Genomic DNA, 14345 nt, shown 5'->3' with positions numbered 1-14345 from the left:
TCTGCTCTATCAGCTTTCGCTGTGGTGGGTTAAGTATAGAGCGCAACCAGAAGCCATTAACCCCCGAAATCACGCCGGAACGCAACGCACCATGGTAAACAGAAACAAGTTAAGGTAAAAAAGGTCAAGCCGCGCAAACCCGCATGAAATCAGGATTTTTTCTGGTTACTAACATTATTTCACAGGTTCCATGGACGGTAACAACAACTCTTTTCCCAAACATCTTCGGCAGCCATGCAAAGAACGCCGGTCCTTCTGCATGGATATGCACCACATCATATCTTCCAAATGCACTACAAAGTGCTGCGAAAAAGGAAGAGCTTACCGCTGCAAGTCCGCGCCGTTCAATGGTCGGAACAGACTTCTGACGGATTCCCTCGTACTCCGTTTTACCAGCATCGTCATATTCCGCACCGCTCACATGATGGCCTGCTCTGTTGTAGCATGTCACCTGACAGCCCTGCTGCGCCATCCGTGTGCACAGCTCTTTTACCACGATCTCCACGCCGCCCTCTCTCGACCACCTTTTGTGGCCAAAAACAGCAAGCCTCAATTTCTCTTTCATTTTCCCTTTCCTGTCGCTTTCCCCATTTAGGGATCTCATCCCCATACCGTGCCAAACTCCGGCCCGGTTTCCTTTACATCAGAAAAAGCCCGGACGCATCTACGCCCAGGTTTTTGACAGATTTACGCCGCAATTCATTGACATTTTATTTCCAGAATCATCAATATCAATTTCGTAAATGTATTTATTGACACTAAAAATATTTTACCATTTTTTCCTCTGGGGTACAATACTTTGCAGCTGTATCATTGCCTGCATCATGGCTAAGATTTCCGTACTTTATTCCGTCTTTTTTGTTGCAACATATTCATTTTAGAAAGGAACTCGTTCCATTGCTTTTTTGCAGCAAAAAAACACCCTTCCTCTCACGGAAACCCGCAAAAGGAAGGGTGTTGAACTCGTTATCCTGTTGTCGTACCAATCACAGCATGTTCGTATCAGCAAAGCCAATACTAGTTGTCATTCAGCACGGCACCTCAAGCACTTTTGAGCGTAGAGCTGTGATTAGCAGTTCTCAGCGAAGTACTTAATGGTACGGACCATCTGAGAGGTGTAGGAGTTCTCGTTGTCGTACCAAGACACGACCTGAACCTGATAGGTGTCGTCGTCGATCTTAGCGACCATGGTCTGGGTAGCATCGAACAGAGAGCCGTAACGCATGCCGATGACATCGGAAGAAACGATCTGATCCTCGTTGTAGCCGAAGGACTCAGAAGTAGCAGCCTTCATAGCAGCATTGATGGACTCCTTGGTGACGTCCTTGCCCTTGACGACAGCAACCAGAATGGTGGTAGAGCCGGTGGGAACAGGCACACGCTGAGCAGAACCGATCAGCTTGCCGTTCAGCTCGGGGATGACCAGGCCGATAGCCTTAGCAGCGCCGGTGGTGTTGGGAACGATGTTCTGTGCGCCAGCACGAGCACGGCGCAGATCGCCCTTGCGCTGAGGACCATCCAGGATCATCTGGTCGCCGGTGTAAGCATGAACAGTGGTCATGATGCCGGAGACGATGGGGTAGGTCTTGTTCAGGGTGTTAGCCATGGGAGCCAGGCAGTTGGTGGTGCAGGAAGCAGCAGAAATGACCTGATCCTCAGCGGTCAGGGTCTTCTCGTTGACGGAGAAGACAATGGTCTTCAGATCGTTGCCTGCGGGAGCAGAGATAACGACCTTCTTTGCGCCAGCCTGAATGTGAGCCATGCTCTTCTCCTTGCTGGTGTAGAAGCCGGTGCACTCCAGAACGACATCAACGTTCAGTTCGCCCCAGGGAGCGTCCTTTGCGTCCTTAACAGCGTAGATCTTGATCTCCTTGCCGTCAACAATGATGGAGTCCTCGGTAGCCTCGACGGTGTGCTTGCCCTCGCCGATCTTGCCGCAGAAAGAACCCTGAGCAGTATCGTACTTCAGCAGGTGAGCCAGCATCTTGGGGCTGGTCAGGTCGTTGATTGCGACGACCTCGTAACCCTCAGCATCAAACATCTGACGGAAAGCCAGACGACCAATACGACCGAAACCATTGATAGCAACTCTAACAGCCATGTTAATAGTACCTCCTAATTATTTTACCCATAATCGGATAAATCACGGTATCTTTATTTTAGACCAAAACGCAGAAAGTTTCAAGTATCTGCCAAAAAATTAACAAGACATTCACTGCATTTTTTGCTTTTGTACGATTTTAATTCCTTTCATTCCCTGCTTTTCGGCAATTGCGCCAACAGAGTGCCAACATTTTTGTCAGCTTTCCCCGTTCAAGCAGGCTGTAACGCACGCTCCGCCAATGCCGCCCACGCAGCAAAGGCCCAGTCCGGCAAAGATCTCCGGCCAGACAGCCGGTGCGGCCCAGCTCAGGCCGCTCATCAAAACCAGTACATAGGGCAGCTGCCAGCACAGGCAAAGTGCAAATGCGGCAAGCCCGGCTGCGCACAGTGTTTTGCCATTGCCCGGCTGCGGGACATGCAGCGCCCGGGCCAGCGCTGCCAAAAACACCAGTGCCGCAAGCGCCTGCCACACCGCCGCTGTAGGGGTCACGCGGTGCCAGCTGGAGCTGTTCTCCATAAAGCGCAGCAGCACGTTCCAGTAGAACAGCAGACTGCCCGCCACGGCCAGATACAGCCCGCCAAAGGGCTTTTTCCACTCGTTGGGGCTGAGCCAGCAGCGGCCCATGGTGCTGAGCCACGCGGAGCACAGGCATTCCAGAATGCACCGCACAAAGCCGCCCAGACCGGAAGCTGCGCCCAGCGCGATCTGTGCACCCGCTGCGGCCAGAAAACATACTGCACCGACAAAAGCCAGAATACCGGCCAGCGGCCTGCGGCTACGCACCGCTTCCGAGCGGGAAGGCTGTGTACGGCCCACAAGCACTGCAGCCAGCACCACGATACCCAGTGCCAGATAGCGCCACCACACCGAGCCGACCACGCACAGACCGGTGACGGCATCGGTGCCAAAGGCAAGGTCTGCCGCGCGCAGCACGCCCAGCAGAATGCTCAGGAAAAAAACGAACAAAACAGAAGGATTCATCAGCGTTCCTCGATCGGCTTATATTTCTGGCGCACGCCCAGATACTTGTAAGCGGGACGAATGATACGGTTGGCGAATACCACCTCTTCCACGCGGTGTGCACACCAGCCGGGCACACGGGCAATGGCGAACAGCGGGGTGTAGATATCCTCAGAGATGCCCAGCATGTTGTAGATCAGGCCGCTGAACAGGTCCACGTTGGCGCACACCGGCTTGGTGCTGCCCTTTTCCTCGGCAAAGATGCCGGGGGCCAGCCGTTCGATGCTGCACAGCATATTATACTCTTCCTCAAAACCTTTGTCGTAGGCCAGATGGCGGGCGCGCTGCTTCAGGACCACCTCACGAGGGTCGCTGATGGTGTACACTGCGTGGCCCATGCCGTAGATCAGGCCGGAGCCATCGCCCGCCTGCTTGCGCAGGATGCGGCGCAGATACTCGCGCACCTCATCGTCGTCCTCGGGGTTTTCCACATGCTTGAGGATATCCTTCAGCTGACGGTTCACCATCAGGTTGGCACCGCCGTGCTTGGGGCCCTTCAGTGCACCGATGGCCGCCGCGATTGCGGAGTAGGTATCGGTGCCGGAGGAGGACAGCACACGGGTGGTAAAGGTGGAGCAGTTGCCGCCGCCGTGGTCGGCGTGCACCAGCAGGCACATATCCAGCAGCTTTGCTTCCTCGTGGGTGAACTTCTGGTCCGGACGGTAGGTGCTGAGGATGTGCTCTGCCGTGCTCTGGCCGGGCTTGGGCAGGTGGAAGAACATGCTCTGCTTATCGTAGTAGCGGCGCTTCATCTGGTAAGCGTTCACCATCATGGTGGGCATGCTGGCGATTAGATTGATGCTCTGGCTCAGGATGTTCTCCAGACTCAGATCCTCGGCGTGCTCATCATAAGAGTAAAGGCCCAGCACGCAGCGCTGCAGCTTATTCATGATATTGGGCGAGGGGGCGTTCATGGTGTCCATGAAGCCTTCCGGCAGGGCGCGGTGCTCTGCCAGGATCTCACAGAAATCGTCCAGCTGCTCCCGGTTGGGCAGACTGCCGAACAGCAGCAGCCAGATCACCTCTTCAAACACAAAGCGGTCATTGCGGTAGGCCTCGTCCACGATCTCGTTGATGTTCACACCGCGGTAGATCAGCTTGCCGGGAGTGGGGATCACATGGCCTTCCTGATCCTTTTTATAGCCCACAACGTCGCAGACGTTGGTCAGGCCGGCCAGCACACCGGTGCCATCCGGGTTGCGCAGGCCGCGCTTGACCCCAAGACGTTCGCTCGTCTCCGGATCGATGTAGTTGTTGGCAACATATTCCTCACACAAAGTCCGCATCGTGTTCGGGTCCAGCGTTGCCACCTCCGAATGTGCAAAATTCATAAGGGGAATTCTCCTTTCATCCTATTTATATACTTTCTCGCCCACCCTCAATGATGGGTATAATTCTATATTATCGCTTTTGACGAGTAAATTCAAGCATTAACTGCACCGTTCAGCGCTCAAAAAGTCGGTTTGGTGCTTTTTTGCGCTTGCACCACAAAAGGCTTTTTCCCTGTTTCGCATCTTTTTTCAGGGTATATCCGGTATTCTGATTAAAAAAACACCGCTGTCGGAGGGTTTGGGACTATGAAAAAGTTTTTTCTGCCAATCTTTGCGGTCCTGCTGGTGCTGGGCAGCACTCTGCCGCTGGCTGCCTACCGGGTCACACGCGCCGTGCTCAGCGGGGCAGAGCCCGCATCTTCTGCCGTATCTTCTCCTGCAGCATCTGCGCAGCCGCCAAATGCCGTGCCTTCTGCGGATGCCGAGACCTTTCTGGTGGAGGATCAGGCCACCGGACAGGTGCTGGAGCTTTCCCGTCAGGAATACGTTCTGGGTGCTGTCGCCGCCGAGATGCCGGTGAGCTGGCCGGACGAAGCGCTCAAGGCACAGGCCGTTGCCGCCCACAGCTATGCGCTCTACTGCCGAGACCACACCACCCTGCAAAGCGGCGCTTGGCTCACTGCCGACCCAGCCCGGCGGCAGGGCTGCCTGACCGAGCCGGTGCTGCGCAGCTACTGGGGCACCGCCTACGAGCAGAATTACGCCCGCCTCTCCGCCCTTGTGGACGAGGTCTTGGATGAGATACTTTATTATGAGAACGCTCCTGCCTGCGCCAGCTACTTTGCCATTTCCAATGGGCAGACCGAGGCCAGCGAAAATGTATGGGGTTCCGCCCTGCCCTACCTTATTTCAGTGGACAGCAGCACCGACCATTCCGCTGACAACTACGAATACACCGTCACCTTTTCCGCAGAACAGGTGCAGCAGGCCCTTGCAGGCCTTGGCATTTCTGCCGACCTCGCCGCGCCGGAAGGCTGGTTCGGCCCGGCAGCGCTGACCAGCGCCGGATACACAAAAACCGTCACGGTCTGCGGGCAGACCGTTTCCGGCACGACCCTGCGCCGGGCGCTGGGCCTGCGCAGCACAAGCTTTACGGTACAGTACCAGAGCGGGAATTTCAGCTTTACCACCCGGGGTTACGGCCACGGCGTGGGCCTGAGCCAGTGGGGCACAAAGGCCATGGCGGAGCAGGGCAAAAGCTATGCCGATATTCTGGCACACTACTACCCCGGCACGCAGCTGCAAGGATGAAAAAGCGGCCCGCACCGCAAAGGCACAGACCGCTTTTCTATTCACTCTTTTTCTTATACCCGCACCATATCCGGGGTGATCTCGGCCAGAGAATGCGCACCGCACATCTGCATGGTGTCAGCCAGCTCACCGGCCAGCTTATCAATGTAGCACTTCACGCCTTCCTCGCCGCCGCCATACACAGCCGTGACGAACGGGCGGCAGATCAGCACGCCGTCTGCACCCAGTGCCAGTGCTTTGAACACATCCACACCGGTGCGGATGCCGCCGTCCACCAGGATCTTCACGCCGGTGCCCTTGAGGGCTGCTGCGATCTCCGGCAGCACCTCGGCAGTGGCCGGGCACTGATCCAGCACGCGGCCGCCGTGGTTGGACACCACGATAGCAGCCGCGCCGGCTTCCTTTGCCTTCAGTGCGCCCTTAACGGTCATAACGCCCTTGACGATGAAGGGGCGCTCGGCCAGCTTGACGATCTCGGCAAGCTCTGCCACGCTCTTGCTGCCTGCGGGCGGAGTCATGTTCTTCAGGAAGGGCAGACCGGCTGCGTCCACATCCATGGCCACGGCAAAGCAGCCGCTGGCCTTGGCCTCGGCCATCTTTTCCTTAATGGTATCAATGTTCCAGGGCTTGATGGTGGGCACGCCGCAGCCGTTTGCTGCGCCAATAGCCTTGGTGGCCATCTCCATAACGGTGGGGTTGGTGCCGTCGCCGGTAAAGGCAGCGATGCCGTTCTCTGCACAGGCGCGCACCAGCACATCATTATAGGTCATATCGGTATAAGCTTCGGAGTAGTGCAGGTTCACAGCACCCACCGGGCCTGCAAAGAACGGGTACTTGAAGCTCTTGCCAAACAGCTCAATATGGGTGTCCGGGGTGCCGCCCTCGCACAGGGTATCCATGTTCACGCGGATCTCGGCCCACTTATTATAATTGCGGATGGCCGTATCGCCCACGCCCTTGGCACCGGGGCCGGGGATCTGGTTTTTGCAGGCCACGCCGTTGCACACCGGGCAGGCCTTGCAGTATTTGCCAATGCACTCACGGGCATTGGCCAGCACTTCAGGATAAGTCATAAGAAAGCATCCTCCTTTTTTATTCCACTCTGCGGCCGCAAAGATTTCCCGCCGCAGTACTCTCCTGCTTCATCATAGTCCGGTTCAACCGCTTCGTCAAGGGTTTTTGCTGCATCCCTGAATTTTTTGCCGTTTTTTGCCTGCACAGAGATGTCGTTTTGAAAAAACCCATTTTTTTCAAAAAATCCTTGACAAAAGCGGTTCTTTCAGGTATTATAGTGTGGCGCTACGGCGTACAACCGAATATGGAAAGATGGCTGAGTTGGTCTAAGGCGCACGACTGGAAATCGTGTAACGTGTCAAAAGCGTTCTGGGGTTCGAATCCCCATCTTTCCGCCAGAAATCCGGAACCTTTGGGTCCCGGATTTTTTGTTTTATCTTCTCATTTTTCATTTTTTTAAAAAAAAGTGCTTGACAAATGCGCACCTTTCAGGTATTATAGTGTGGCGCTGCGGCGTACAACCGAATATGGAAAGATGGCTGAGTTGGTCTAAGGCGCACGACTGGAAATCGTGTAACGTGTCAAAAGCGTTCTGGGGTTCGAATCCCCATCTTTCCGCCAGAAATCCGAAACCTTACGGTTTCGGATTTTTTGTTTTTCCAGCGCTTCCCTGTTCTGCCTTGACTTTTGTCCGCTGTTCCGCTATGCTGAATAAAACATCTGAGGGAGGATTTTTTATGGCATCTTCCAAACGAAAAAAGCACGGCGTGGGCTATGTGGTCCTGATTGCAGTGCTCATCCTTGTACTGCTTGCAGTCGTGGCCGCTGCAACCGGGTACAGTCTGATAGCCCGCCGGGTGAAAGCGCTGCAGGCAGGCGCGGCCTTTACCTTTGATTATGAGATCACATCCACAGCCGATTCCCCTGCCCTTTACACCATCCTGCAAAAGACAGGCTCCACCAAGGGCACCGTCAACGGCCTGTATGCGCCGGACGCACTGCAGCTGAGCATCTCGGCCCCGGATGCCGTTATCCCGGCAGGCCCGCTCACCCGGGTGTATATCAGCAGCAGCGAGACCTTATACGATGTCGGGCAGCTGTACAAAAATATCCGCTCTTCCATCACCGGCAGCTACCCGCTGGCGAGCCTTCTGCTGCCGGACTGGAGCCTTGGCAGTTATATCTCGCAGGCCCAGCTGGCAAGCCTGCTGGGTGTGGACACCACAGCCACCAGCCTGCAGGACATGACCGAGTTTGAGCTGCCGCAGAAAAAGCTGCAGCGCGTACAGCCGGAAGGCGCAAAGGACGGCTACCTTTATTTTCAGCTGGATACCGGTGATGCCAGCGCCAATGCACCGGTACTTGTTATCGGGCTGGAAAAGAGCAGGTTCTTTGCGGATGCCATCCCGGTGCACATCCTGCTCACCATCCCGGAACACGGGGTCAGCATCCAGCTCACTGGCACCGTGAGTGCCCAGACCGTGGTGCTCACTGCTCCCACATCCCGCATGAAGGACGAAGACATCCAGACGCTGGTGCAGATCCGCGATACCATCCAGAGCGTGCTGCAGTTCGTGCAGACCGCTGCCAACAGCGTACAGAACGCGGGCTGATCTTTCCGCAAACATCAAAAGCCAGAAACGGCAGCAGTCGTTTCTGGCTTTTGTTCTGTCATTTTACCGGTCGAGGATGCGGCCATCGGTGGAGAAGGTGACTACATTCCACGGGATGAACTTGCCGCTGTTCTTCAGAGCAGTGATGGCAGCGTGCTCCAGCCCGCCGCAGCAGGGCACCTCCATGCGCAGCACCGTCACGCTCTTGATATCATTGCTGCGGATGATCTCGGTCAGCTTTTCGCTGTAATCCACAGCATCCAGCTTCGGGCAGCCGATGATGGTCACATGGCCACTCATGAACTCCTCGTGGATATTGGCGTAGGCATAGGCGGTGCAGTCGGCGGCGATCAGCAGCTTGGCACCGTCAAAGTAGGGCGCGTTCACCGGCACCAACTTGATCTGGCAAGGCCACTGTGCCAGCTGGGACTGCATGGGCACTGCGGCTGCGGCAGGTGCGGTCTGCTCACGGTGGAACTGTTTCATCATGCTGCCCGGGCAGCCATGGAACGCCGGTGCGGCGGGCTGTGCCTGCTGCTGGGCGGCAGCGGCCTTTTTCTGCTTGTTTTCCAGCACAGCCTGCTCGTCATAAGCGGCGGCTTCGCGCTCGGTAAAGGTGATGGCACCGGTAGGGCATCCGGGCAGGCAGTCGCCAAAGCCGTCGCAGTAGTCGTCCCGCATCAGCTTGGCCTTGCCGTTCACAAGGCCGATGGCACCCTCGTGGCAGGCGGTGACGCAGGCACCACAGCCGTTGCATTTTTCTTCGTCTATATGAATGATTTTGCGGATCATGGAAAAATCCTCCTTGCTTTGATGTTCTGAGTATACTATAATCAGACCGTGCTTTCGGTTGTTATAACCACAGAAAGAGGATTTTTATGAAAAAGATCGCGTCGCCCCTGTTTCAGGATCTTTCAGAAGCCGAGCTGGATACCCTTGCCGCTGCCGGGCACCTGCGCACCCGGCAGTTTGCAAAGCACGAGGTCATCTTCCACGCCGGAAGCTGCGTGCGGGAGATCGGCATTGTGCTGCGTGGTTCCGTGCACATTGAAAATCTGGATCTCTGGGGCACCAAAAGCATCCTGAGCAGCGTAGGTGCCGGGCAGGCCTTTGCCGAGACCTACGCCTTTTGCGGCGAGGCCTTGATGGTGGATGCTGTTGCGGCCGAACATTGCGAAATACTGTTCCTGCACACTGCCGCCCTTACCGATGCGCGGATCGAGCCAGCGCTGAAAGACAAGCTGCTGCGCCGCCTGCTGGCGGTGTCCATGCGCAAGAACCTCAGCCTTTCGCAGCGCATCTTCTGCACAACGCCCAAGACTGTGCGCGGACGGCTGCTGACCTATTTTTCTGCACAGGCAGCACGCTGCGGCAGGATGGAGTTCGAGGTGCCCTTCAACCGCCAGCAGATGGCCGACTACCTCAATCTGGACCGCAGCGCCCTCTCCAAAGAGCTGTGCAAAATGCGGGACGAAGGTTTGCTGGAATTTGATAAAAACCGCTTTGTTTTAAAGCAGCTTCCAGAATAACCAAAAGCGCCCGCCGGGCAGGGCTGGACCTCCGGCGGGCGCTTTCATTTTAACAAATCAACAGAACGAGATCAGACCGTCTCCTTCTTCTTGCGGGGTGCGCACTTGCGCTTGGGCTTCTCCGCAGCAGGCTTTTCCTCTGCAGGTGCTTCTGCCTTTGCAGGCTCTGCTTTTTCGGCAGCCTTGGCGGCGGTCTTTTTTGCGGCGGTCTTATGGGCAGGCTTTGCGGGCTTTTCTGCCGGTGCTGCGGTCTCTGCCTTCCCCTCTTCTGCAGCTTCTGCCTTGGCGGCAGCCGCCTTTTTGGTGGTGCGGGGCTTGCGGGCCGCAGTCTTCTTGGCCGGTGCCTTTTCTGCAGCGGGTGCAGCTTCAGCGGCAGCCTCCACAGCAGGCGTCTCGGCCTTCTTTGCGGCACGCTTTGCGCGCTCCTTCACCTCGGCAATGGTCCACAGCTGGTCATCTGCGCCGGACACCTCCTGCCAGATCTGCAGCACGGTGCCAACCGCAGCGCCCATGCCAACGGTGTCCACGCACTTGCCGCCGGCCCAGGAAGAGCGCAGGCGCACAGTTCCTTCCGGGGTGGGCTGAACGGTCCACATCTGAGAGGTACCGCCCACATCCTCCCACAGGTGCAGCCAGGTGCCGTTGGCGGTGCCGGTCATGGTCAGGTCCAGCAGCTTGCCGGATGCGCGGTTGCGGATGCGGTAAACGCCGTCACCCACGCGGATAAAGCTCCACTCCTGCTCAGGCTTATGCTCGTACTTGCCCAGACGGACGGTACCGGCTTCCTTGGTGCCCTCCACGGCCTGAATGACGTTACCGGTGTGCGCGGCAATGGTGTAAAAGTGATCGGCTTCGATCACGGTCTGTGCAACAGTTTTCATGGTTTGTTCCTCCTATGGATCGCAGCCGCCCGGCTCTGCCTGCGGCTGCCGCTTATATTTTGTATGCAGCCTGTACAGATGCACAGGCTCTTTTGTTTCCCTTATGGTAAATGATACCACATATCGTGATTTTCTACAAGCAATTCGACCAGCCTTTAGCAAAACAGACAAAAACAGTCAAGCTTTCCGTCCGTTTTTCTCCCGCTCCATGGGCATTTCAGGCACCATTCTGTACCGGTTCGGCTCTCGACTTTTTGCCGCAGCTGCGTTATACTATGGAACGTGCATCCCGTGCACACATTCAAATTATCCGCCGCTCTGCTGCTGGGCGGCTTTTCTTGACCTATTCCTTATGATAAAAGGAGGTTCTTTCATGTCAGCAGACGAGCTCAACATTCAGCAATACAAAAAAATGACCGAGACACCCATTCCAAAGCTGATCCTCGGTCTTGCCGTCCCTACCATTTTAAGTATGCTCATCACCAGCATCTACAACTTGGCCGATACCTTTTTTGTGGGCCAGATCTCCACCAGCGCTTCCGGTGCGGTGGGCATTGTTTCCAGCCTGATGGCCATTATTCAGGCGCTTGGCTTTACACTGGGCCACGGCTCCGGCACCATCATCAGCCGCAGCCTTGGCAGCCGGAACACTGATGCCGCCACCCGCTTTGCTTCCACCAGCTTTTTTTCTGCTCTGGCCGCTGGCGTGGTGCTGGCCGTTGTGGGCCTTGCCACTCTGCCCAGCTTCATGATGCTGCTGGGCAGCACCGAGACCATTCTGCCCCACGCCTGCGCTTATGCACGACCCATCCTCATTGCAGCCCCGCTTATGATCTCCAGCCTTGTGATGAACAACATCCTGCGCTATGAGGGCAAGGCGAACTTTGCCATGATCGGCCTTGTGACCGGCGGCGTGCTGAACATTGTGCTGGACCCCATCTTTATGTTCGGCTTGGGCCTTGGCACCGCCGGTGCAGGCATTGCTACGGCTCTCAGCCAAAGCATCAGCTTCTGCATCCTGCTGTCCATGTTCCTGCGGGGCAAAACCGTCAGTCAGTTCCGTATTGCTGCCGTCACCCGTGAAGCGCGGGAGTTCGGCATGATCCTGGTGGGCGGCGCGCCCAGCTTTGGCCGCCAGGGCCTGCAGAGCATCGGCGGCATGCTGCTGAACATTGCCGCCCGCAGCTACGGCGATGCCGCTGTGGCCGGTATGAGCATCGTTTCCCGCATTTTCATGTTCATCATCTCGGTAGCCATTGGCGTTGGGCAGGGCCTGCAGCCGGTGGCCGCGTTCAACTACGGTGCACGCAAATTCCGCCGGGTGCAAAAAGCCGCAGTTTTTACCATGGGTGCAGCCTTTTGTATGCTGGTGGTGCTGGTGAGCCTGTGCTGGGTCAACAGCGATGCCCTCATCCGCCTGTTCCGTGATGACCCGGATGTTACCGCCGTGGCGCTGCCCGCCTTCCACTATCAGTGCCTTGCCATTCTGCTGCAGCCGGTCATTGTGGTGGCAAACATGACCTTCCAGAGCGTGGGCAAAGCCGGGCGCGCCACCTTTCTGGCCTGTTGCCGTCAGGGCGTGTTCTTCATTCCGCTCATCCTCATTCTGCCCCGCACTTTCGGCCTTGTGGGCGTAGAGATCTGCCAGCCCATTGCGGATGCGCTCACCTTTATTGTTTCCCTGCCGTTCCTGCTGGCCTTTCTCAAGCAGCTGGACCGGATGGACGATGCTGAAAAAGCCAAAGCACAGTCCTGAAAGTCTGTCATAAAACTGTAATCAACAGCCGCGTTTTCCTGCAATGGAATGCGCGGCTGTTTCGTATTATAATTGAACTGGAAAACCTTTCCGGCTTTCTTTTAAACTTTGTTCCTTTCCATACTGTAAGGAGTGATCTTTATGAAGCGTAACGTTTGCCGCATAGGCAGCGCTGCTGTATGCGCTGCCCTGTGCCTTACCCTTGGCTGCAGCTGCAGCGTGCTGCCGCCCGCTTCCGGCAAGCCTGCTGCTCCTGCTTCCTCAGTGCCCACCGATGCACACGGGGATCCGCTTTACGACAGCTCCCGGCTGGACGACGGAAAGCTGCGGATGCTTTACGGTTACGACAATTCCGGCGGTGCCTGCACCGTTCTGTGCGGCAGCAAGGTGCTGTACCAGTCCTTCCGCAGCGAGAACGTGAACCTTCTGCAGGACACCGTGACCGGTGAGACCAACTACTGGTTCCGCACCTGGGCCGACCCGGACGCTTATTGCGGACGGCGCAGCGGCCTGTTTGACAAAGACGGCAATGAAGTCATGACCTTTGAGGGGGAGCAGAACGCCTCCATGCAGAACGGTCTGCTGGTGCTGCAGGAAGCCCACGCCGTGAACGGCAGCTACGAAAACGGCTACGACGATTACGGCACCTGTCAGGTGATCGACCTTTCCACCGGCGAACGTCTGCCCGTGCCGGATGGCGCATACCGCTGCATCGTGTGCGGGGACAGGCTGGTGTTCACCTGCTATGCCCGCCCAGCAGACCTTGCCGAGGACGCATGGGACGATGAACCCGCCCTGCACAGCTGGATCATTATACAGACGAAAGACGGTACACAGACTTACGGCGCAGATGCCACTACTGCCCTGAGCCTTTCCTATGCACCGGACGTTCTGACCGACTGGGTGGAGCTGGACACCTGCCACGCCAGCGGCGAGCCAACGGACGAAACGCTCTATAACCCCGCCACCGGCGAAGTCTTCACCGGCTTCCGACAGGTATGCGGCAGCGGCACCGCCTGCTTCGAGACCAGCGATGGCCGCTACGAGCTGCGGGATCTCGCCACCGTGGACCGCACCCTCATTGGCACCTTCGACGACCAGCCCAGCAGCTATTTCCCGGGCTATGTGGTCACATGGCGCACGAGCGGCGACTTCGGCTATGATCTGCACGACCTTGTTACCGGTGAGGTGACACCGCTGTACGCTTCCAGCGTCATGAGCGACACCATCGCCCTTTACTATGAGGACGGACGGTTGAAGGTGTTCAACACCGAAACCGGCGATTTGATCACCGATACCACCGTGGAGCCAGTGGAGGGCCAGCAAAGCGTGATGATGGATAACAAGGGTGACGGCTACGTCTGGCTGGAGCTGCGGGATAACGATAACTTTGAGACCACCGCCACCCGCGTGTACGGCCCCGAGGGCCTTGTCTCCGACCTGACCCATCTGCAGGACAAGTATTATGCCCTGAACTATCTCATCACCACACCGGAGGGCAGGCCGCTGTACTGTGGCAACGCCAATGCGCCCAGCAGCAACGGCTCAATGTGTGACGTGCTGGATGAAAACGGCAACATTGTGTTCTATGGCCTTGGCAGCTGCTACAGCTACTACGACAACAGCCTGAACCAGCTGCCAGAACACGTGTTCGTTGCAAAACGCGGCTTTTACTACGGCTGGATGGACACGAACGGCAAATGGCTTTACTGCCAAAGCATCTTCTCTTCCATCAACGCCGACGATGAAATGGGCTATTGAGCCAGACTTTGGAGACTAACTATTAAAAGTCAAGCCCCAAAATGAAAAAATCCGTCTGCCGACCGCTGCCCCTGACAAACAGCAT

12 protein-coding genes and 2 tRNA genes are annotated in these 14345 nt (G+C 56.7%); 7 read left to right on the top strand and 7 right to left on the bottom strand.

Going from position 1 to position 14345, the window contains the following annotated elements:
* Positions 1–124 precede the first annotated feature (124 nt).
* The 4 genes from GKG36_RS08910 to GKG36_RS08895 all read right to left on the bottom strand — a co-directional run bounded on the left by GKG36_RS08910 (position 125) and on the right by GKG36_RS08895 (position 4455).
* A complete protein-coding gene (locus GKG36_RS08910) occupies positions 125–565 on the bottom strand; it encodes a glycosyltransferase family 4 protein (RefSeq protein WP_347563033.1) in 441 nt (146 codons plus the stop codon).
* A 504-nt stretch (positions 566–1069) separates the two neighbouring features.
* Positions 1070–2101 (bottom strand): type I glyceraldehyde-3-phosphate dehydrogenase, encoded by a 1032-nt coding sequence (gene gap / locus GKG36_RS08905; RefSeq protein WP_005945602.1) that lies wholly within the window; start codon positions 2099–2101, stop codon positions 1070–1072.
* Positions 2102–2299: 198 nt separating this feature from the next.
* Positions 2300–3085: a hypothetical protein gene (locus GKG36_RS08900; protein ID WP_154260288.1), complete on the bottom strand. Its 786-nt coding sequence runs from the start codon at positions 3083–3085 to the stop codon at positions 2300–2302.
* Positions 3085–4455: a citrate synthase gene (locus GKG36_RS08895; RefSeq protein ID WP_120080071.1), complete on the bottom strand. Its 1371-nt coding sequence runs from the start codon at positions 4453–4455 to the stop codon at positions 3085–3087. The genes GKG36_RS08900 and GKG36_RS08895 overlap by 1 nt, the downstream gene beginning before the upstream one ends.
* Positions 4456–4701: 246 nt before the next feature.
* Between GKG36_RS08895 and spoIID the strand changes: the two genes are divergently transcribed.
* Entirely contained in the window at positions 4702–5706 is a 1005-nt protein-coding gene (gene spoIID, locus GKG36_RS08890; protein WP_154260286.1) for a stage II sporulation protein D, read from the top strand.
* A 53-nt stretch (positions 5707–5759) separates the two neighbouring features.
* Here the strand turns inward: spoIID and GKG36_RS08885 are convergent, their stop codons facing one another.
* Positions 5760–6779 carry an alpha-hydroxy-acid oxidizing protein gene (locus tag GKG36_RS08885; RefSeq protein ID WP_005945594.1) on the bottom strand — a complete coding sequence of 340 codons (1020 nt, stop codon included), beginning with the start codon at positions 6777–6779 and terminating at the stop codon, positions 5760–5762.
* A 247-nt stretch (positions 6780–7026) separates the two neighbouring features.
* Here GKG36_RS08885 and GKG36_RS08880 point away from each other — a divergent pair.
* The 3 genes from GKG36_RS08880 (at position 7027) to GKG36_RS08870 (ending at position 8333) form a co-directional block, all read left to right on the top strand.
* Positions 7027–7118 (top strand) — tRNA-Ser (locus GKG36_RS08880).
* A 131-nt stretch (positions 7119–7249) separates the two neighbouring features.
* Positions 7250–7341 (top strand) — tRNA-Ser (locus GKG36_RS08875).
* A 116-nt stretch (positions 7342–7457) separates the two neighbouring features.
* Positions 7458–8333: a hypothetical protein gene (locus tag GKG36_RS08870; protein WP_242702904.1), complete on the top strand. Its 876-nt coding sequence runs from the start codon at positions 7458–7460 to the stop codon at positions 8331–8333.
* A gap of 63 nt (positions 8334–8396) precedes the next feature.
* Here the strand turns inward: GKG36_RS08870 and GKG36_RS08865 are convergent, their stop codons facing one another.
* Positions 8397–9125 (bottom strand): 4Fe-4S dicluster domain-containing protein, encoded by a 729-nt coding sequence (locus GKG36_RS08865; RefSeq protein ID WP_154260283.1) that lies wholly within the window; start codon positions 9123–9125, stop codon positions 8397–8399.
* 86 nt (positions 9126–9211) lie between these two features.
* On the opposite strand from GKG36_RS08865, the gene GKG36_RS08860 reads away from it, so the two are divergent.
* Positions 9212–9862: a Crp/Fnr family transcriptional regulator gene (locus GKG36_RS08860; RefSeq protein WP_005945585.1), complete on the top strand. Its 651-nt coding sequence runs from the start codon at positions 9212–9214 to the stop codon at positions 9860–9862.
* A gap of 71 nt (positions 9863–9933) precedes the next feature.
* On the opposite strand, the gene GKG36_RS08855 is transcribed toward GKG36_RS08860, so the two are convergent.
* Positions 9934–10743, bottom strand: a complete 810-nt coding sequence (locus GKG36_RS08855) for an RICIN domain-containing protein (RefSeq protein ID WP_154260281.1) — start codon at positions 10741–10743, stop codon at positions 9934–9936.
* A gap of 373 nt (positions 10744–11116) precedes the next feature.
* Here GKG36_RS08855 and GKG36_RS08850 point away from each other — a divergent pair, with 373 nt between their 5' ends.
* Together GKG36_RS08850 and GKG36_RS08845 are read left to right on the top strand one after the other, a co-directional pair.
* Complete coding sequence (locus tag GKG36_RS08850; RefSeq protein WP_154260279.1) at positions 11117–12499, top strand: MATE family efflux transporter; 1383 nt, start codon at positions 11117–11119, stop codon at positions 12497–12499.
* A 141-nt stretch (positions 12500–12640) separates the two neighbouring features.
* On the top strand, positions 12641–14260 hold the full coding sequence (locus GKG36_RS08845) for a DUF5046 domain-containing protein (protein WP_154260278.1): 1620 nt from the start codon (positions 12641–12643) through the stop codon (positions 14258–14260).
* Positions 14261–14345: the final 85 nt, after the last annotated feature.

The sequence above is a fragment of the Faecalibacterium sp. BIOML-A1 genome (assembly GCF_009679715.1).
GTDB lineage: Bacteria > Bacillota > Clostridia > Oscillospirales > Ruminococcaceae > Faecalibacterium > Faecalibacterium taiwanense.
The sequence above is the reverse complement of the archived record's forward strand: the minus strand, read 5'-3'. Positions and strand labels throughout refer to the sequence as shown.